The 18,809-nt window shown below is 52.5% G+C and carries 19 protein-coding genes and 1 pseudogene; 2 read left to right on the forward strand and 18 right to left on the reverse strand.

Going from position 1 to position 18,809, the window contains the following annotated elements; genetic code table 11:
- Window positions 1-234, forward strand: a 234-nt coding sequence (locus BHE85_RS17870; RefSeq protein WP_001393844.1) for an IS1 family transposase, incomplete at its 5' end; no start/stop codon positions are given.
- Here BHE85_RS17870 and BHE85_RS17875 read toward each other — a convergent pair.
- The 16 genes and pseudogenes from BHE85_RS17875 to pdxB all read right to left on the reverse strand — a co-directional run.
- Window positions 217-579, reverse strand: a pseudogene (locus tag BHE85_RS17875) (Rpn family recombination-promoting nuclease/putative transposase); the annotation flags it as partial. The gene BHE85_RS17870 and the pseudogene BHE85_RS17875 overlap by 18 nt on opposite strands.
- A 196-nt stretch (window positions 580-775) precedes the next feature.
- On the reverse strand, window positions 776-1,549 hold the full coding sequence (hisP, locus tag BHE85_RS17880) for a histidine ABC transporter ATP-binding protein HisP (RefSeq protein ID WP_001293606.1): 774 nt from the start codon (window positions 1,547-1,549) through the stop codon (window positions 776-778).
- A gap of 7 nt (window positions 1,550-1,556) precedes the next feature.
- A complete protein-coding gene (locus BHE85_RS17885; RefSeq protein ID WP_000569951.1) occupies window positions 1,557-2,273 on the reverse strand; it encodes an ABC transporter permease in 717 nt (238 codons plus the stop codon).
- Window positions 2,270-2,956 carry a histidine ABC transporter permease HisQ gene (gene hisQ / locus BHE85_RS17890; protein WP_000965508.1) on the reverse strand — a complete coding sequence of 229 codons (687 nt, stop codon included), beginning with the start codon at window positions 2,954-2,956 and terminating at the stop codon, window positions 2,270-2,272. Before hisQ ends, BHE85_RS17885 begins: the two co-directional genes overlap by 4 nt.
- Before the next feature lie 89 nt (window positions 2,957-3,045).
- Window positions 3,046-3,828, reverse strand: coding sequence for a histidine ABC transporter substrate-binding protein HisJ (hisJ, locus tag BHE85_RS17895; protein WP_000737621.1), 783 nt, complete (start codon window positions 3,826-3,828; stop codon window positions 3,046-3,048).
- Window positions 3,829-4,048: 220 nt separating this feature from the next.
- On the reverse strand, window positions 4,049-4,831 hold the full coding sequence (gene argT, locus BHE85_RS17900) for a lysine/arginine/ornithine ABC transporter substrate-binding protein ArgT (protein WP_000748261.1): 783 nt from the start codon (window positions 4,829-4,831) through the stop codon (window positions 4,049-4,051).
- Between the two features lie 265 nt (window positions 4,832-5,096).
- Window positions 5,097-5,666 carry a flavin prenyltransferase UbiX gene (ubiX, locus tag BHE85_RS17905; protein WP_039064202.1) on the reverse strand — a complete coding sequence of 190 codons (570 nt, stop codon included), beginning with the start codon at window positions 5,664-5,666 and terminating at the stop codon, window positions 5,097-5,099.
- A gap of 94 nt (window positions 5,667-5,760) precedes the next feature.
- Complete coding sequence (gene purF, locus BHE85_RS17910; RefSeq protein ID WP_000334219.1) at window positions 5,761-7,278, reverse strand: amidophosphoribosyltransferase; 1,518 nt, start codon at window positions 7,276-7,278, stop codon at window positions 5,761-5,763.
- A 36-nt stretch (window positions 7,279-7,314) separates the two neighbouring features.
- Window positions 7,315-7,803: a colicin V production protein gene (cvpA, locus tag BHE85_RS17915; RefSeq protein WP_000262113.1), complete on the reverse strand. Its 489-nt coding sequence runs from the start codon at window positions 7,801-7,803 to the stop codon at window positions 7,315-7,317.
- Between the two features lie 258 nt (window positions 7,804-8,061).
- A complete protein-coding gene (gene dedD, locus BHE85_RS17920) occupies window positions 8,062-8,724 on the reverse strand; it encodes a cell division protein DedD (RefSeq protein WP_000146992.1) in 663 nt (220 codons plus the stop codon).
- On the reverse strand, window positions 8,714-9,982 hold the full coding sequence (gene folC / locus BHE85_RS17925; RefSeq protein WP_000584571.1) for a bifunctional tetrahydrofolate synthase/dihydrofolate synthase: 1,269 nt from the start codon (window positions 9,980-9,982) through the stop codon (window positions 8,714-8,716). The genes dedD and folC overlap by 11 nt, the downstream gene beginning before the upstream one ends.
- Window positions 9,983-10,051: 69 nt before the next feature.
- Window positions 10,052-10,966, reverse strand: coding sequence for an acetyl-CoA carboxylase, carboxyltransferase subunit beta (gene accD, locus BHE85_RS17930; RefSeq protein ID WP_000118410.1), 915 nt, complete (start codon window positions 10,964-10,966; stop codon window positions 10,052-10,054).
- A 155-nt stretch (window positions 10,967-11,121) separates the two neighbouring features.
- On the reverse strand, window positions 11,122-11,781 hold the full coding sequence (locus BHE85_RS17935; RefSeq protein WP_000364325.1) for a DedA family protein: 660 nt from the start codon (window positions 11,779-11,781) through the stop codon (window positions 11,122-11,124).
- Window positions 11,782-11,863: 82 nt separating this feature from the next.
- On the reverse strand, window positions 11,864-12,676 hold the full coding sequence (truA, locus tag BHE85_RS17940) for a tRNA pseudouridine(38-40) synthase TruA (RefSeq protein WP_001283574.1): 813 nt from the start codon (window positions 12,674-12,676) through the stop codon (window positions 11,864-11,866).
- A complete protein-coding gene (locus BHE85_RS17945; protein WP_001289165.1) occupies window positions 12,676-13,689 on the reverse strand; it encodes an aspartate-semialdehyde dehydrogenase in 1,014 nt (337 codons plus the stop codon). The genes truA and BHE85_RS17945 overlap by 1 nt, the downstream gene beginning before the upstream one ends.
- 65 nt (window positions 13,690-13,754) lie before the next feature.
- The gene (pdxB, locus tag BHE85_RS17950; protein WP_000699115.1) at window positions 13,755-14,891 is read right to left on the reverse strand and encodes a 4-phosphoerythronate dehydrogenase PdxB; all 1,137 of its coding nucleotides are present in this window, start codon (window positions 14,889-14,891) and stop codon (window positions 13,755-13,757) included.
- 98 nt (window positions 14,892-14,989) lie between these two features.
- Between pdxB and flk the strand changes: the two genes are divergently transcribed.
- Window positions 14,990-15,985, forward strand: a complete 996-nt coding sequence (gene flk / locus BHE85_RS17955; RefSeq protein ID WP_000615813.1) for a flagella biosynthesis regulator Flk — start codon at window positions 14,990-14,992, stop codon at window positions 15,983-15,985.
- On the opposite strand, the gene BHE85_RS17960 is transcribed toward flk, so the two are convergent.
- Entirely contained in the window at window positions 15,982-17,160 is a 1,179-nt protein-coding gene (locus BHE85_RS17960) for an MFS transporter (protein WP_000127760.1), read from the reverse strand. The two genes, flk and BHE85_RS17960, sit on opposite strands and share 4 nt — an antisense overlap.
- A gap of 328 nt (window positions 17,161-17,488) precedes the next feature.
- Window positions 17,489-18,709, reverse strand: coding sequence for a beta-ketoacyl-ACP synthase I (fabB, locus tag BHE85_RS17965; protein ID WP_000817178.1), 1,221 nt, complete (start codon window positions 18,707-18,709; stop codon window positions 17,489-17,491).
- Window positions 18,710-18,809: the final 100 nt, after the last annotated feature.

Raw genomic sequence — 18,809 nt, forward strand, 5'->3', positions numbered from 1 at the left:
TCGGCCTTTGAGGTCGTGGTATGGATGACGGATGGCTGGCCGCTGTATGAATCACGCCTGAAGGGAAAGCTGCACGTTATCAGCAAGCGTTACACTCAGCGCATTGAGCGACATAATCTGAATCTGAGACAACATCTGGCAAGGCTGGGACGGAAGTCACTGTCGTTCTCAAAATCGGTGGAGCTGCATGACAAGGTCATCGGGCATTATCTGAACATAAAACACTATCAGTAAGTTGGAGTCATTACCGCCCGCATCAAGATGGTTTTGCATTGCCGCAATGGAATAACGCATCATGCGAAAAGCCATTAATTCTTCCGGCTTACTTTGGTGCTCTATCACTACATAAATATAACCCACTCCCTCCTGCGTTTTCACAGACCACAAGAGGTCGGAATAATATTGCCGCAGGTCTTCATCAATAAAACTGTTTGGTTCCAGTTTAAGCGTCGTTAAATCACACAGTTTGCGCAGCGGCGCGGGAAGATGAATATCAATAAAATCCCGCGCGGTGTCTGGATGGCGTAAAAAAGATTTAAATACCGCATCATGCGGCGTGGAAGTTGTCGATATTGTCATGGCGTTCCGTCACCCCTCAAATTTAAGATGACGCGACAATAACCACGATTAACACCCAATGCAGCAGGCAGTTTTTATCTTTGGACAGCGAATTCAGAAGTATTTTTAGCGGACTGCAACTTTTACATTTCAGCGGAAGCTGACTCGCAAATTCCCCATGAAAATACTCCGGCAGCGTTAGCCACCGGAGAGGAAATTATTTCAGCGATCCCTTAAGGAACTGTTGCAGACGAGGGCTTTGCGGGTTGCCAAATAACTGCTCCGGCGCGCCCTCTTCTTCTATTTTCCCCTGATGGAGGAAAATGACATGAGTAGAAACATGGCGAGCAAAGCCCATTTCGTGAGTCACTACCACCATGGTTTTCCCCTCTTCTGCCAGTTGCTGCATAATACGCAACACTTCGCCTACCAGTTCAGGATCGAGCGCCGAGGTAGGTTCATCAAACAGTAAAACTTCCGGTTCCATCGCCAGCGCCCGCGCGATAGAAACACGCTGTTGCTGACCGCCGGAAAGATGCACCGGATATTTCCCCTGCGCACGTTCGTCTATCCCGACTTTTGCCAGATACTTGACCGCCCGCTCGTGCGCTTCCTGCTTGCTCAGGCCCAACACCTGAATCGGCGCTTCCATGACGTTTTCCAGCACCGTCATATGGCTCCAGAGATTGAAGTGCTGGAATACCATCGTCAGGCGTGTGCGCAGTAAGCGCAGTTGATTTTTATCGGCGACTTTGAGTTGACCGTCTTTGTCGCGCACCAGATTGATCGTCTGGCCATTGACCACGATCGACCCTTCACTCGGTTTTTCGAGGAAGTTAATGCAGCGCAGAAAGGTACTTTTCCCCGATCCCGACGATCCGATGATGCTTATTACATCTCCGGCATTCGCTTGCAGTGAGACCCCTTTCAGCACTTCATGTTCGCCGTAGCGTTTGTGCAAATCGATAACGTTTAATTTATTCTCGGACATCGTATTCTCAGTGCGTTGAAGAAGGTTTCACATGCTGCAACCAGCGTTTTTCCGCTCTGCGAAAGAGGCTGATCAGGACATAAGAGATGATTAAATAGAGCACCGCGGCAATGCCGAAGGCGGTAAAAGGTTGATACGTGGCGGCGTTAATATCGCGGGCTATTTTCAGCAGATCCGGCACAGTGGCCGTAAACGCCAGCGCAGTAGAGTGCAGCATCAGGATCACTTCGTTGCTGTATGCCGGTAACGCAATACGCAGCGCAGAAGGCAAAATAATGCAACGATACATTTTAAAAGTCGAGAAGCCATAGGCTCTGGCGGCTTCAATTTCCCCATGCAGAACCGAACGGATTGCCCCAGCAAAAATCTCGGTAGTGTAAGCGCAGGTGTTAAGCGTCAGCGCCAGCACGGTACAGTTCAGGCCACTGCGGAAGAAAGCGTTAAGGAATTCGGTTCCCTTAACAATCTCAAGCGTGTATATGCCGGAATAGAACACCAGCAACTGAACATACAGCGGCGTACCGCGAAAAATATAGGTAAATAACCAGATTGGAAACTGGATGTATTTATTACTGGAGACACGACCAATCGCCAGAAACAGCGCCAGGACTCCGCCTATCACTACCGACAAAATAAGCAGCCACAGAGTGATCGCCACACCAGTAAAGCGATAACCGTCGGTCCACAGCAGCGGTTTCCAGTATTCATGTAAGATTTCGATCACAGGTCAGCCCTCTTCACACCCACGGAGTAGCGGCGCTCAAGGAACAGCAGCACACCATTGGAAACAGTGGTGAAAACCAGGTAAATCACGCCACAGACGATGGCGAAATAGAACGGTTCCCAGGTACTTTTGCCTGCCAGTTGGGTGGCTTTGACCACATCTTCCAGGCCGAGTAACGAAACCAGTGCGGTAGATTTGAGGATCACCTGCCAGTTGTTGCCAATGCCTGGCAGGGCGTAACGCATCATCGCCGGAAACATGATCCGCCGAAACACTTGCCCACGAGTAAAACCGAACGCCGTCGCCGCCTCTATATGTCCTTTCGGCACTGCCATAAAAGCACCACGGAACGTTTCGGTAAAATAAGCACCGTAGATAAAACCGAGAGTGATAATACCAGCGACCATCGGATCGATATCAATCTGCCCGACGCCCATCGCCTCCGTCACCGTGTTTAGCGCAATCTGCAAACCGAAGAAAATCAGCAGCATCAACACTAAGTCCGGCACGCCACGAATCAGCGTGGTGTACCCTTCGAAAATCAGCCCCGAAAGCCGATTTTGCGAGAGCTTACCGCCAGCGCCAATTAAACCGATGATTACAGCGAGCACTACAGAGCTGATAGCCAGCTCCAGCGTGACGAGCGCACCCTGTAAAATAACACCTGAAAACCCATATAACATGCTGCCTGTCCTGTCGTGTGTGGTGAATTACCGCCTCTTGTCTCCCTCCGGTTACCCGAAGGGAGCGGGCTTTCTTTCACCGATGGCGATTAGCCACCATAAACATCAAAATCGAAGTACTTTTTCGCTAATTTCTCGTAAGTACCGTCAGCGCGCATTTCGGCAAAGGCTTTGTTCAGTGCTTCGCGCAGTTCGTTATCTTCTTTACGCAGGCCCATGCCGGTCCCTACGCCAAACAGTTTTTCATCTTTAACAGACGGGCCACCGAATTTGTAATCTTTACCGACAGGTTGTTTGAGGAAACCTTCGCTGGCAGCGACCTCATCCTGGAACGCGGCATCAATACGTCCGGCAGTCAGGTCAGAATAAATGTTGTCCTGCCCCTGATACGAGACGATTTCAATGCCTTTTGGTGCCCAATGTTCATTACCGAACGTCTCCTGGGTGGTGCCCTGCAATACGCCTACCCGTTTGCCTTTCAGCGACTCGACTGTCGGCTGAATGTCAGAATTTTTCGCCACCACCAAACGAGAATCGGCAGCGTACAGTTTGTCGGTGAAGGCTATTTCTTGCTGACGTTTTTCCGTAATGGAAAGCGATGACATGATGGCGTCAATCTTCTTCGCTTTTAAGGACGGGATTAACGCATCCAGCGGATTTTCGACAAACGTACATTGCGTATTGATGCGTTTGCATAATTCCTTTGCCAGATCGATATCGAAGCCAACCAGTTCGCCTTGTGAATTTTTTGATTCAAATGGCGCATAGGTCGGGTCGGTACCGATGCGGATGTTTTGCGGAATCGCAGCAAATGCCGCAGTTGCGCTGGAGAAGGCCAGAACCAGAGAGAGCGATAGCACCAGTTTTTTCATAATGTCCTCAACTGACAGTCTTTTTATAGGGAATATTTACAGGTTTGTTACACTTATCGTGCCATAAAATTGACCATCAAGGCAAAATATCCCGCCCCGTTAGATGTATTATTTTTCATTAAAAATGCTTAAGTATGCATTTCAATGCACCACGATAGTGCAACAAACCTAGCGTGCACCATGATGATCATTCCATCAGGTACAGCTTCCCAGCGACGTATCAGTCACCGTAGACATTAAAGTCGAAATACTTTTTCGCCATCTTGTCGTAGGTGCCGTCCTGACGCAGCTCGCCAAGCGCCTTATTGAAGGCAGCCGTCAGTTCAGCATCATCTTTACGTAGCCCTACACCGGTGCCATCACCGAAGTATTTTTTGTCTTTTACTGATGAGCCAGCAAAGGCGAAATCTTTACCAGCAGGTTGCTTGAGGAATCCTTCGCTGGCAGCAACTTCATCTTGTAACGCAGCATCCAGACGTCCTGCAGCCAGATCGGAATAGACCAAATCCTGGTTGGCATAGGCCACCACATCCACGCCTTTGCTACGCCAGGTCTCGTTAGCGTAAGCTTCCTGGGTTGATCCCTGCAGCACACCAACATGTTTACCTTTCAGTGAATCCAGCGTTGGCTGAATCGGTGAACCTTTGGCAGCAATCAAACGAGAATCTGCGGCGTACAGCTTGTCGGAGAAGGCAATCTCCTGCTGACGTTTATCGGTAATGGAAAGCGACGAAATAATGGCGTCGATTTTTTTCGCTTTCAGTGAGGGGATCAGCGCGTCAAAGTCACTGGCAACCCAGGTACATTTCACCTGCATCCGTTTGCACATCTCGTTACCGAGATCGATATCAAAGCCAACAAAATCACCTTTAGCATCTTTCGACGAGAACGGCGCATAGGTGGTATCGGTTCCGATACGTACCGTCTCCGGTAGCGCCGCATAGCTGGAAGCCGCTGCGGAGAGACCGACTAACAAAGACAGAGCGAGAATCGACTTCTTCATACATAACCCTCAAGTGAAAATGGCTTTTTTATGTTGTGTATTGTGTTGTGTGTTTGCAGGCTCTTTCAAGCAGGTCTTATGCCATCTTGACGACAACAGTAACATTCAACGTTAAATATGTTAATAAGACGTTGCATTATTGTCCTGAAGTTGAAGATAGCAGGTATAGCGGTTGAATCGCAGCGTTTCGATTGAATGGCAGAAACAAAATGTCGAGGATTTGATCGCGGTTGCAAAATTGCCCTGAAACAGGGCAACAGCGGAGTTATGCGCCCTTCCAGCGGGCAAAGAGATCTTCAGGAAGGGTTATTGCAAACTGGTCAAGAACACGATTAACCGTCTGATTTATCACATCATCAAGGGATTGCGGGCGATGATAAAACGCCGGAACAGGAGGCATAATCACCGCACCGATTTCTGCCGCCTGAGTCATTAAACGCAGATGGCCTAAGTGCAATGGTGTTTCACGCACGCAGAGCACCAACGGGCGACGCTCTTTCAGCACCACATCTGCCGCACGGGTCAGTAAGCCATCAGTATAGCTATGGACAATGCCGGAAAGGGTTTTGATTGAACAGGGTAAAATCACCATCCCCAGCGTCTGGAAAGAACCGGAAGAGATGCTGGCGGAAATATCGCGCGCATCGTGCGTGACATCAGCTAATGCCTGCACTTCGCGCAGGGAAAAATCCGTTTCGAGGGATAAGGTCTGGCGCGCCGCCTGGCTCATCACCAGATGCGTTTCGATATCTGTGACATCGCGCAGAACCTGTAATAAGCGCACGCCATAAATCGCGCCGCTGGCACCGCTGATGCCTACAATGAGTCGTTTCATAAATAGTTGCCCTGTCAGACTTGCAGGCAGACTTTGCAGTATTTCGGCGGGAGTTGCAAGTCAGGGTGCCAGACCGGCACCCTCAGCGAAGGCATCATCCTTCGTTATGCATTTCGAGATTTTCCACTTCGTTCTGACGTTGCACTGCTTTGGCGTCATCATTACGTAACGTATCGAGGAAATCGAGGTAGTCCTGATCAACATCTTTGGTGACGTAGACGCCGTTGAACACCGAGCATTCAAACTGCTGGATATCCGGATTTTCAGCGCGAACGGCGTCGATCAGATCGTTCAGATCCTGGAAAATCAACCCGTCAGCACCGATGATCTGGCGAATTTCATCAACTTCGCGACCGTGAGCGATCAGTTCCGTGGCGCTCGGCATATCAATACCATAAACGTTCGGGAAGCGAATTTCCGGGGCCGCAGAAGCGAGGTACACTTTCTTCGCTCCGGCTTCGCGTGCCATCTCGATAATCTGCTCAGAAGTGGTGCCACGGACGATGGAGTCGTCGACCAGCAGGACGTTTTTATCGCGGAACTCGGCGCGGTTGGCGTTCAGTTTACGGCGCACGGACTTACGACGCAGCTGCTGGCCCGGCATGATGAAGGTGCGGCCAACATAGCGGTTTTTAACGAAGCCCTGGCGGTACGGCTTGCCCAGAATACGAGCAATTTCCAGCGCGATATCACACGAGGTTTCCGGGATCGGGATCACCACGTCGATATCCAGATCTTCCCATTCGCGGGCAATTTTCTCACCCAGTTTCGTGCCCATATTCACACGCGCGCTGTAAACGGAAATTTTGTCGATAAACGAGTCCGGGCGGGCAAAGTATACATACTCAAACAGGCACGGATTGCTGACCGGATTGTCAGCACATTGACGGGTAAACAACTGCCCTTCTTCAGTGATGTAAATCGCTTCGCCCGGCGCGACGTCACGCAGGAAATCAAAGCCCAGCGTATCGAGCGCTACGCTTTCGGAAGCGACCATATATTCTGTACGGTTCTCGTCAATATCACGTTTTCCCAGTACCAGCGGACGAATCCCGTTTGGATCGCGGAAAGCAACCATACCGTGGCCGATAATCATCGCCACACAGGCATATGCGCCGCGGATTAAGCGGTTTGTGGCAGCAATGGCAGCGAAAATATTGTCGGCTTCCAGCGGGTAGTGGCGGAAGTTGTCCAGCTCGCTAGCGAAGATATTAAGCAGAATTTCCGAGTCGGAAGTGGTGTTGATGTGGCGGCGTTTTTCTTCAAACAGTTTTTTACGCAACTCGTGAGCGTTGGTCAGATTGCCGTTGTGGGCAAGCGTAATGCCATACGGGGAGTTAACGTAAAACGGCTGCGCTTCAGAGGCGCTGGAGCTGCCAGCCGTAGGGTAACGCACATGACCAATGCCCATATTGCCCTGCAAACGCTGCATATGGCGAGCTTCAAATACATCGCTCACCAGCCCGTTCGCTTTACGCAAACGGAAGCAGTTATTGGCATCTATGGTGATGATGCCGGCGGCATCCTGACCGCGATGCTGAAGCACCGTTAAGGCATCATAAATCGACTGGTTAACCGGCATAACACCGGCGATACCGACAATACCGCACATACGTCTTTTTCCTCGTTAAGCCACATCTCAGAGCACTTACGCTCTGGGCAAGAAACTTGACGAGCTTTGCAGATAATCAAAAAACCATCTGATGATAAAACTGAACTGCGGGATCAGCTGTGATTTGCTCCAGTCTTCGCTTTTCGACACCCCGGTAAAGGAGTCGAGAAAGAAGAGAATGGCGGCAACAATCAACACACCGCGCAACGCACCGAAACAGACGCCCAGCACCCGATCGGTGCCTGACAACCCCGTTTTCTCCACCAACTGGCCTATCACGAAGTTCACGATAGCACCAACGATCAGGGTAGCGATAAACAGTACCGCGATGGCAATTCCATTTCGAACCAGTTCGTCTTCAAAGCCCGTAAACCAGACTGACAGGTAAGTGTAGTAATGACTGGCAACAAAGAAAGCACAACCCCATGTCACCAGCGATAACGCTTCACGAACAAAGCCGCGGATCAGGCTAACCAGAGAGGAAAAAGCAATCACCGCGATTATGGCGTAATCAATCCAGACCATATGTGTCCCACGATTTTACGCCCTGTCATCCTGTTCGGGGCGCATTCTAACAGAAAAAGAAAACGTTTGCGTAGGGATTTCCTTCCCACGCATCAATAAAAATGGCGCTGAAAAAATATTCAACGCCATCGACTTTTTATGCCTTTGCGGCATCGTGCAATGCGTGTCGGATGCGGCGTAAACGCCTTATCCGACCTACGGTTCTAACACTGCCCAAGCCTGATAAGACGCGCCAGCGTCGCATCAGGCAAGACTGTATTAATTCGGCGTATAGCCCATTACCACGCCACTTAAGCCAGAAAGTTGCTTCAACTCACCCAGCGAACCTTTCAGCTTATCTTTCGAGGCATCCGGCCCAACCAGAATACGGGTAATTTTACCCTGCACTGGCGTGGATGGCGACGTATAAACCCGATAACCGGCACCGCGCAGCTTACCGACAATCTCATTCACTTTATCGGCATTTTTCAGCGCACCCAGTTGCACAACATAGGCTTTACCCGTTGGCGCTGCTTTTTCTTCCACGACCGGCTTCGGTTCTGGCTTCGGCGCAGGTGGTGCTTCAACCTTCGGTTTAGGCGGCTCCACCGGTTTCGGCTTCGGTGGGGCGACCGGTGCAGGTTCCGGTTCAAACTCGGTGTTATTGGCTGCAATAGTGGCCGGATCGAGCGACGGTGCTGCGGCATCACCTGCCCGCACCTCTTCCGCTGCGCCTTCCGGCGGCTGCGTCGGCAACGCCTGGGTGGCGGCTGGCATCATATCAGGCTCATCGCGATCGCCCGCTTTTGGAACCAGCGGGATAGCCGCAAACTCATCCTGATAATGTTTTTTCTGCCCGTCCAGCAGCCCTGGAAGTACAATCACCCCCAGCGCCACCAGCACGATCGTGCCCACTAACCGATTCTGAAACTTACTTGCCACCGCTTCTCCTCGCGTCAATCACTTCCATGACATGTGCGACCGTGTGGAAAGAACCACACACCAGCACGGTGTCTTCCGCTTTAGCGTCCGCCATTGCGGCATCCCATGCCTGCGCAACGCTATCAAATGATTTGCCGTTACCCAAATGCTCAAGCAGTTGTTCTGCCGTGGCACCGCGCGGCCCTTCCAGTGGCGCACAATACCAGTCATCAACCACGCTTTTCAACCAGGCCAGAGTTCCGGCAATATCTTTATCATGTAGCATACCGATAACCGCCAGCACGCGCCCGTTTTTCGGTAGCGCTTTCATACGCCCGGTGAGATATTCCGCCGCATGTGGATTATGCGCGACATCAAAAATAACGCGTGGCGACTCGCTCACAATCTGGAAACGTCCCGGCAAAATTGCGCTGGCAATCCCGTCGCGAATGGCATTTTCACTGACTTCCAGCCCGCTGGCACGCAGTGCCGCCAGCGCTGTTGCGGCATTCGGTTGCGGGACAAGCGGCAACGGCAGATTTTCCAGCGTGCCGTGAGCATCGCTAAACGCCCAGTCATGATCGGTGACGGAATAGTTCCACTCAACGCCCCGACGTTGTAACAGTGCACCTTTTTCCTGCGCCACATCAGCAATGGTAGAAGGCATTTCCGGCTCACCGACAATTGCCGGTTTTGCGCTGCGAAAGATGCCTGCTTTCTCGCGACCAATACTTTCGCGATCTGGCCCCAGCCAGTCGGTATGATCCAGCGCAATACTGGTTACTACCGCGACATCGGCATCGACAATATTGGTTGCGTCCAGACGACCGCCCAGCCCTACTTCCAGAATCACCACGTCAAGTTGTGCCTGTTTGAACAGCCACAACGCCGACAGCGTACCGTACTCGAAATAGGTCAGGGAAATATCACCGCGTGCCGATTCAATCTCCGCAAAAGAGGCGGTGTGGGCCGATTCCGGCAATTCCTGACCCTGCACACGTACGCGCTCGGTATAACGCACCAGATGCGGCGAACTGTAGACGCCCACTTTGTACCCTGCCGCCATCAGAATCGACTCCAGCGTACGGCAGGTGGTGCCTTTGCCATTCGTACCCGCAACGGTAAACACAAATGGCGCTGGTTTCAGAACGCCAAGACGAGCCGCGACCTGGCTCACGCGCTCAAGGCCGAGATCGATAGTTTTACTGTGCAGGTTTTCCAGATAAGAAAGCCACGAAGCCAGAGGCGACGCGGCTTGAGGAGTGCGTTTGATAATCATGGTATCCGCTGATTCGTTACGGTGAGAATAGCAAAAGGGCAGAGCCAGTGGCCCTGCCCTTATCAGTTATCAGGCCTCAGGTTCCTGATCCGGTACCGGGGGTACCACTACGCCTTCACGCGGCGCTTCAGGATTCGGCGCTGGCAGATTCATCAACTTCGCCAGAATGCTCGCCAGTTTCAGGCGCATTTCCGGACGACGGACGATCATGTCGATCGCGCCTTTCTCGATCAGGAATTCACTGCGCTGGAATCCTAGCGGCAGTTTTTCGCGAACGGTCTGTTCGATAACACGCGGACCGGCAAAGCCAATTAACGCTTTCGGTTCAGCGATGTTGAGATCGCCCAGCATGGCGAAACTTGCAGAAACACCGCCCATCGTCGGGTCGGTCAGCACGGAGATGTACGGCAAGCCGCGCTCCTGCATTTTTGCCAGTGCCGCAGAGGTTTTCGCCATCTGCATCAGCGACATCAGTGCTTCCTGCATACGTGCGCCACCAGAGGCGGAGAAGCAGATCAGCGGGCAGTTATCTTCCAGCGCCTGCTCAACGGCACGCACGAAACGTGCACCCACAACAGACCCCATTGAACCGCCCATAAAGGCGAACTCGAATGCCGCAGCGACAACCGGCATTCCATACAGAGTGCCTTTCATCACCACCAGCGCATCTTTTTCGCCGGTTTCTTTCTGCGCAGAAGCCAGACGGTCTTTATACTTCTTGGAGTCACGAAACTTCAGCACATCTTTCGGCTCAAGCTCGCTACCCATCTCCACAAGGCTTCCTTCATCTAACAGGCTATGCAGGCGATTACGCGCTGTCATACGCATGTGATGGTCACACTTCGGACAGACCTCAAGATTACGTTCCAGCTCAGCGCGGTATAAAACCTGACCGCAGCTATCACACTTAGTCCACACCCCTTCAGGAATGCTCGCCTTGCGGGTGGGAGTAATGTTGCTTTTAATTCGTTCAATCCAGCTCATTAGGGACCTTTCTGTCTGAACCTGGTTCGATGCCAGTTTTATCTTTGGGGACGCATAATGCCATTTTTGCCCCCAACAGACCATGAATGTTGCACATTAAAACATAACAGCCCGAAACTTTGGATAAAAAAGTGGTCGAACCGCGGAGTTACTTTTTATTTTGCGGCGCGTGCCGCAGCGCGTTTGTGACGAATAAATTCGAAAACCCCAGGCAATATTGAAACAAAAATAATGCCAACAATCATCAGCTTAAGGTTGCTCTGAATGAAGGGGAGCATGCCGAAGAAATAACCCGCGTAGGTAAAAATCAGTACCCACAACAGTGCGCCGATCACGTTATAAGCGGCGAAATGACGGTACGACATGTGGCCCATTCCCGCAACAAACGGCGCGAACGTTCTGACGATCGGTACAAAACGGGCGAGAATAATCGTTTTGCCGCCATGTCTCTCGTAAAACTGATGAGTCTTATCAAGATAACTGCAACGAAAGATTTTCGAATCCGGGTTACTGAACAGTTTGTCACCAAATAACCGTCCAATGGTATAGTTCACTGCATCACCGACAATAGCGGCAATCAACATAAGCACCACCATCATATGGACATTGAGATCGTTAGTTTCCAGCGACGCCAATGCACCAGCAACAAACAGCAGCGAATCACCAGGCAGGAATGGCGTTACCACCAGCCCCGTTTCGCAGAACAGAATCAAAAACAGAATGGCATAAACCCAGACGCCGTACTCCGCGACCAGCTCTGCCAGATGCACGTCAATGTGCAGGATAAAATCGATGAGGAAATAAATCAGGTCCATATTTGCCTATGCCTTGTACTCGTCATCTTTCAGGCTGTAACTACGTTGGCTACAGCCTGAAATGTTCCGAGCATTATTCTCGTTAGTCCGCCAGAAATAGCGGGCCCATTGGCGGTTTTGGAAGATCATACCGGTCAGGGTAATCCACCGCGACCAGATACAGCCCTTCCGCTTTTGCCGTTGCTGCCGCCAGCGTTCTGTCCTTTGCCGCCAGCAACTCTGCTATCCAGCTCTCCGGCTGGTTGTGGGCACCGACTTCCATCAGGCTGCCGACAATATTCCTGACCATATGATGTACAAAGGCATTCGCTTTGATATCTACCACCACATAAGGACCGTGACGCGTGACATTAATATGCATAACGTTGCGCCACGGGGTTCGGGACTGGCACTGCACCGCACGGAACGAGGTGAAATCATTCTCGCCCAGCAAGCATTGCGCAGCCCGATGCATCCGTTCAGCGTCCAGCGGTTCGTAAAAATGGGTTACCCCTTTACTCAGTACCGCCGGGCGCAGCCGATGATTGTAGATGATGTAGCGATAACGGCGAGCCGTGGCGCTAAATCGGGCATGAAAATCATCAGGTACAGCTTTAACCCAACGCACGGCGATGTCATCAGGTAAATTCGCATTTACGCCCAAGGTCCACGCCGCGTCTTTGCGCGGCGCGGTTGTTTCGAAATGCACCACCTGCCCGGTACCGTGTACCCCTGCGTCAGTACGCCCGGCGCAGAAGACGGTGATGGGTTCGTTCGCCACCTGGGAGAGCGCCTTTTCCAGCTTCTCCTGCACACTGCGGACTTCATTCTGCCGTTGCCAGCCGTAATACTTACTGCCGTCGTACTCAATGCCCAGCGCAATTTTATAAACTGGCAGTTGTTGCTGGTCGGACATTAGTACAGATACTCCTGCACCAGTTTCTCGGCGATTTTTACTGCCATCAGCGCGCCGCCAAAGCGAACGTTATCGGCCACCGACCAGAACTGGACTTGCTCCGGCATACCGTAGTCATTACGCACGCAGCCAACAGAAAGATGCGGAGTACCCGAAGCATCCCCTACCTGAGTCGGGAATTCGTTCTCTTCAGAGAGCACAATATCTTCGCCCTGAGCAAACGCATCACGCGCTTCTTCTGCCGCCAGCGGACGCAGTGCTTCAAAGTTGACCATCTGGGCATGACCGTAGAATACCGGTGCCTGGACGACGCTTGCCGAAATCATCAGCCCTTCGTCCTGCAGGATTTTGCGTACTTCGTCAACGATACGACGTTCTTCACGCACGCTACCTTCGCTATCCGGCAACAACGGCAGCATATTGAACGCCAGTTGACGACCGAAGAAATCTTCTTCGTCAATCGGAATGCCGTTGAGCAATTTCGCACTCTGCCCCGCTAACGCATCGACCGCTTTTTTGCCCTGGGCGGAGGCTGAAATCAGGCTGGTAACACTGATACGCGACAAACCGCCCTGATCGATTAACGGTTTCAGTGCCGCCAGCAGCTGGCTGGTCAGACTGTCTGGTACGGCGATGACATTCCGGTTGCGGTAATCGGTCAGTACAAACGGGTTTACTTCCGGCACCACCAGCGGTACGTCGGGTTCGAGAGCAAACAGTCCGCTGCTGTCGATCACCAGGCAACCTGAGTTGGTCGCTTCTTCAACCCAGGCAGCGGTAGCTTCTTTGCCTGCGACAAAAAATGCCAGCTGCGCCTGCGTCCAGTCGAATTCAGCGGCATCCTGCACGGTGATTGTTTTACCACCAAAGCGCAGTTGTTCGCCTGCGCTTTCGTTACGTGCCAGTGCATAAATTTCCCCAACCGGGAACTGACGTTCAGCCAGCGTTTCAAGCAGGGCTTCGCCCACAGCGCCAGTTGCGCCCAGGACGGCAATGTTCCAGCCTTCAGACATGGTGGTTTACTCCAGAAATAGCAAAGCTCCCTGCCAATGTTACAGCAGAGAGCATGAAGAAGAGATTAACGTGCCGGATGATGAACGGCGTTAAAACCCAGTTTACACAGCAATGATGCCGCACTGGCGTCATCACAAATTACATACAGAGATGACCATTCACGGCGCTCAAGATAGTTTTTGCGCAGTTTATCGAACTCACCCGGTATCCCGGCGACTTTACGCAGCGGTGCGTCATCGCGGCGCACATCATACACCAAATGCACCAGCCTTTTCAGCGTCGGTTGATCGAGCGGGCCATGCAGCGTAATGCGACCAAACTCTGGCGCGGGCAGTAATGTATCCAGCGCAACGTGCTGTTCATGCCCAATAAACTTGCTATAAGCTTCAAACACTTGCGTAGTACCGCGTGCTTTACCTTCCAGGGTATAACCTGCGATATGCGGCGTGCCGATATCCACTTTTGTCAGCAACTCCACGTTAAGTTCCGGTTCGCCTTCCCAGACATCCAGCACTACGCTTAACTTCTGGCCTTCATTCAGGCAGGTCAGCAACGCAGTATTATCGACGACTGCGCCACGGCAGGCGTTAATCAGAATCGCTCCCGGCTTCAGGCTACGGATCAGTTTTTCATCCGCCAGATGCAGCGTTTTGTACGGCCCATCTTTGAAGAGTGGCGTATGGAAAGTCAGAATATCCGCATGCTGAACTAATTCATCCAGCGAGCGGAAATCACCCTCATCCCCACGGTCAGCGCGAGGCGGATCGCAAAGCAATGTTTTAATCCCTAACGCTTCCAGTCGCGCCTGCAATCGACGTCCAACGTTACCAACGCCCACGATCCCCACCGTACGGTCGTGCAGTGAAAATCCATCGCGTTCGGCAAGCATCAGTAGTGAGGAGAAAACATATTCCACCACCGCAATCGCATTACAGCCAGGTGCAGCGGAAAAACCAATTCCCGCCTGCTTCAACCATGCTTCATCGACATGGTCGGTCCCCGCAGTGGCAGTGCCAACAAATTTAATGGGTTTTCCTGCCAGCAAAGATTCATTCACTTTCGTGACCGAACGCACCATCAGCGCATCCGCGTCTGCCAGTTGAGCGACGGCGATTGGACGCCCGGGAACCGCGGTCACCTCACCCAAACGGCTAAATAAGTCGCGGGCATAAGGCATATTTTCATCAACAAGGATTTTCACGTTTGTGTTACCTGTATGAGACGAGAGTTAACCGGACAAGTGTGCCATAATCTCGCGGCCAGGCATACTTGCGAAGATTTCAGGTATAAGGATACGTAATGATACAACCTATTTCCGGCCCTCCTCCTGGGCAACCACCAGGTCAGGGAGATAACCTGCCGTCTGGCGCGGGCAATCAGCCTTTATCCAGTCAGCAACGTACTTCGCTGGAAAGCTTAATGACGAAAGTGACCTCACTGACGCAACAGCAAAGAGCAGAACTGTGGGCGGGTATCAGGCACGATATTGGTCTGTCGGGAGATTCACCGCTGCTTTCGCGTCACTTCCCTGCCGCTGAGCATAATCTGGCGCAACGTCTGCTGGCCGCGCAAAAAAGCCATTCTGCCCGCCAGCTTTTAGCGCAATTAGGGGAGTATTTACGTCTGGGGAATAATCGTCAGGCGGTCACGGATTATATCCGTCATAACTTTGGTCAGACGCCGCTGAATCAGCTCTCACCGGAGCAATTAAAAACCATTCTCACCCTGTTGCAGGAAGGGAAGATGGTTATTCCGCAACCGCAGCAGCGCGAGGCGACCGACCGTCCTTTATTACCGGCGGAGCACAATGCGCTAAAACAGCTGGTGACCAAACTTGCGGCGGCAACGGGGGAACCCAGCAAACAGATCTGGCAATCGATGCTGGAACTTTCCGGGGTGAAAGATGGCGAGTTAATTCCAGCGAAACTGTTTAACCATCTGGTGACCTGGCTACAGGCGCGTCAGACGCTAAGCCAGCAAAATACGCCGACGCTGGAATCACTACAGATGGCGCTAAAACAACCTTTAGATGCCAGTGAACTGGCGGCGTTATCGGCATATATCCAGCAAAAATATGGCCTTTCTGCGCAATCATCGCTTTCTTCTGCCCAGGCCGAGGATATTCTTAATCAGCTTTATCAACGGCGGGTTAAAGGGATTGATCCGCGTGATATGCAACCGCTGCTTAATCCTTTTCCACCGATGATGGACACGTTGCAAAATATGGCAACGCGTCCCGCGCTGTGGATACTGTTAGTCGCGATTATCCTGATGCTGGTCTGGCTGGTTCGTTAACCCCGACGAAATGACAGTATCGTGACAATAATACCCAGCACCGCAGAGATCGCCCCGGCAAGAAATACCGAAGAGTAACCAAACGTGGTCGCCAGCATTCCCGCCAGCGGCCCGGAGACGCCGAGGGCGATATCCTGAAACGCGGCGTAACCGCCCAGTGCGGTGCCGCGAACTTGTGAGGGGACGCGTTTAACCACCTCCACGCCCAGCGCAGGAAAGATAAGCGAACATCCGGCTCCGGTTAACGCCGCGCCCGCTAATGCGACCCATGCACCTGGGGCTTGCCAGAGCAGCAACAAGCCCACCGTTTCTACAAGCAGAGAGACAATCGCCACTTTCACGCCGCCAAAACGGTCCGGCATCCAGCCAAACATGACGCGCATCACGACAAATGCGCCGCCAAACGCGGTAAGAGTAAAGCCCGCCATCGCCCATCCTTTGCTGGCAAAGTAGAGCGAAACGAAAGTCCCGATAACCGCAAAACCAACGCCTTGTAGTGCCAGCCCTAACCCTGGTTTCCAGATAAGCCCGACAACGCTCCACAGCGATGGACGTTCTCCCGCCAGGGCCGGTACTTTGCGCACTGTGCCGTTACAGGCCCACGCCAGTAAGGGTAATACCATTGTGGTGATCGCCAGTGCGGCAAAACCGTAATGGCTATGAATCAACAGGCCAAGCGGCGCACCAACAGCGAGGGCACCGTAAATCGCCATTCCGTTCCATGACATCACTTTGCCAGAGTGTTTTGCCCCTACGATGCCTAATCCCCAGGTCAGAGCGCCTGTCAGTAACTGGCTTTCACCAAAGCCAAGAATCAAACGCCCGACGACCAACAGGGCAAATTTCAACGGTGCGGAGACAGGCAAAATCGCCGCCAGCAGCAACGCGCCGCCAGCCAGACCACAAGCTAACATCCCCTGAAGCGCCGAACGTTTTGCACCATATTGATCGGCCAGTCGCCCGGCATAGCCACGCGTCAGCACCGTAGCCAGAAACTGAATCCCGACGGCAATCCCGACCATGGTATTGCCATAGCCCAGATCATGATGAACAAACAGCGGGATAACCGGCAACGGCAGCCCTACGGTCATGTAGGTGAGAAAAACCGCAAAAGCGATGCGGAAGAGCGAAAAATTGGCAGAAGATCGTGTTTCGGTTTGGCTTACAGCAGTCATGCATTACTCCAGAATGCAGCGCAAGGCGAGGAGTATCCCCGTCTCATCTCTCTGGTTTCAGGGTTACAGTGCGTTGGCAGGATTTAACGCGTACGTCTTTTCAGAAGGAAATCGACAAAGCGGGAAGTTTGCCTGGAACTGGCGGCGATTGTCAATGATGTGAAAAAGGGAACCATCAGGTTCCCTTTTGCGTTAGTGCCGGAGGCCGCATTGGCGCGTAACGTCGGATGCGACGCTGGCGCGTCTTATCCGACCTACTCCGACTACTCCGACTACTCCGACTACTCCGACTACTCCGACTACTCCGACTACTCCGACCTACTGCGAATTAATCTTTCAGCTTGCGCATTACCAGCGTGGCGTTGGTGCCGCCGAAGCCGAAGCTGTTAGACATAACGGTGGTCAGTTCGCGATCGGTCGTTTCGGTCACGATGTTCAGACCTGCCGCCTGCTCGTCCAGCTCTTCAATGTTGATGCTCGGGGCGATAAAGCCGTGTTCCAGCATCAGCAGAGAGTAGATAGCTTCCTGTACGCCAGCAGCGCCCAGAGAGTGACCGGTCATGGCTTTGGTTGCAGAAATCGCCGGGCTCTTATCGCCGAACACTTCACGGATAGCTGCCAGTTCTTTCACGTCGCCAACCGGAGTCGAAGTACCATGAGAGTTCAGGTAATCGATTGGGGTATCAACGCCGTGCATCGCCATCTTCATGCAGCGTACTGCGCCTTCGCCAGACGGAGCAACCATGTCTGCACCATCAGAGGTTGCGCCGTAGCCAACGATTTCAGCATAGATGTGAGCACCACGCGCCAGCGCGTGTTCCAGCTCTTCAACCACTACCATACCGCCGCCGCCAGCGATAACGAAACCGTCACGGTGAGCGTCGTAAGTACGGGAGGCTTTTTCCGGGGTGTCGTTGTATTTAGTAGACAGCGCACCCATCGCGTCGAATTCGCAGGCCATTTCCCAGCACAGCTCTTCGCCGCCGCCAGCAAACACGATGTCCTGTTTGCCCAGTTGGATCTGCTCTACTGCGTTACCGATACAGTGTGCGGAAGTCGCACACGCGGAGCTGATGGAGTAGTTAACGCCATGAATTTTAAACGGCGTGGCGAGGCAGGCAGAAACGCCGGATGCCATCGCTTTGGTGACCACATACGGGCCAACCGCTTTCAGGCCGCGCGGGCCGCGCATTGCGTCAGCGCCGAATACCTGGAAACGCGGGGAACCGCCGCCAGAACCTGCAATCAGGCCAACGCGCGGGTTATTCTGGTAAGCTTCCGGAGAAAGGCCCGCATCTGCGATTGCCTGCTCCATAGAAAGGAATGCATAAATGGATGCGTCGCTCATAAAGCGCACAACTTTGCGGTCAATGAGGCCAGTGGTATCCAGTTTTACGTTGCCCCAGACGTGGCTACGCATGCCGGAATCCTTAAGCTCCTGAGAGAAAGTGATCCCTGAACGTCCTTCACGCAGAGATGCCAGGACTTCCTGCTGGTTATTACCGATGCTGGAAACAATGCCCAGGCCAGTAATCACTGCACGTTTCATTCAATACCTCTGTAAGTCGCACATAGAGTAAGTTTCGAATGCACAATAGCGTACACTTGTACGCCGAACAAGTCCGATCAGCCATTTAATAGAGAAATTT

It is taken from the genome of Shigella sp. FC1567 (assembly GCF_001743015.1).
GTDB classification, from domain to species: Bacteria; Pseudomonadota; Gammaproteobacteria; order Enterobacterales; family Enterobacteriaceae; genus Escherichia; species Escherichia coli.

Excerpts from the sequence above, each read along its gene's own strand:
- hisP (WP_001293606.1), bottom strand. The coding sequence starts at position 1,549 with ATGTCCGAGAATAAATTAAACGTTATCGATTTGCACAAACGCTACGGC.
- hisQ (WP_000965508.1), bottom strand. The coding sequence starts at position 2,956 with ATGTTATATGGGTTTTCAGGTGTTATTTTACAGGGTGCGCTCGTCACG.
- hisJ (WP_000737621.1), bottom strand. The coding sequence starts at position 3,828 with ATGAAAAAACTGGTGCTATCGCTCTCTCTGGTTCTGGCCTTCTCCAGC.
- argT (WP_000748261.1), bottom strand. The coding sequence starts at position 4,831 with ATGAAGAAGTCGATTCTCGCTCTGTCTTTGTTAGTCGGTCTCTCCGCA.
- ubiX (WP_039064202.1), bottom strand. The coding sequence starts at position 5,666 with ATGAAACGACTCATTGTAGGCATCAGCGGTGCCAGCGGCGCGATTTAT.
- purF (WP_000334219.1), bottom strand. The coding sequence starts at position 7,278 with ATGTGCGGTATTGTCGGTATCGCCGGTGTTATGCCGGTTAACCAGTCG.
- cvpA (WP_000262113.1), bottom strand. The coding sequence starts at position 7,803 with ATGGTCTGGATTGATTACGCCATAATCGCGGTGATTGCTTTTTCCTCT.
- folC (WP_000584571.1), bottom strand. The coding sequence starts at position 9,982 with ATGATTATCAAACGCACTCCTCAAGCCGCGTCGCCTCTGGCTTCGTGG.
- accD (WP_000118410.1), bottom strand. The coding sequence starts at position 10,966 with ATGAGCTGGATTGAACGAATTAAAAGCAACATTACTCCCACCCGCAAG.
- BHE85_RS17935 (WP_000364325.1), bottom strand. The coding sequence starts at position 11,781 with ATGGACCTGATTTATTTCCTCATCGATTTTATCCTGCACATTGACGTG.
- truA (WP_001283574.1), bottom strand. The coding sequence starts at position 12,676 with ATGTCCGACCAGCAACAACTGCCAGTTTATAAAATTGCGCTGGGCATT.
- BHE85_RS17945 (WP_001289165.1), bottom strand. The coding sequence starts at position 13,689 with ATGTCTGAAGGCTGGAACATTGCCGTCCTGGGCGCAACTGGCGCTGTG.
- flk (WP_000615813.1), top strand. The coding sequence starts at position 14,990 with ATGATACAACCTATTTCCGGCCCTCCTCCTGGGCAACCACCAGGTCAG.
- BHE85_RS17960 (WP_000127760.1), bottom strand. The coding sequence starts at position 17,160 with ATGACTGCTGTAAGCCAAACCGAAACACGATCTTCTGCCAATTTTTCG.
- fabB (WP_000817178.1), bottom strand. The coding sequence starts at position 18,709 with ATGAAACGTGCAGTGATTACTGGCCTGGGCATTGTTTCCAGCATCGGT.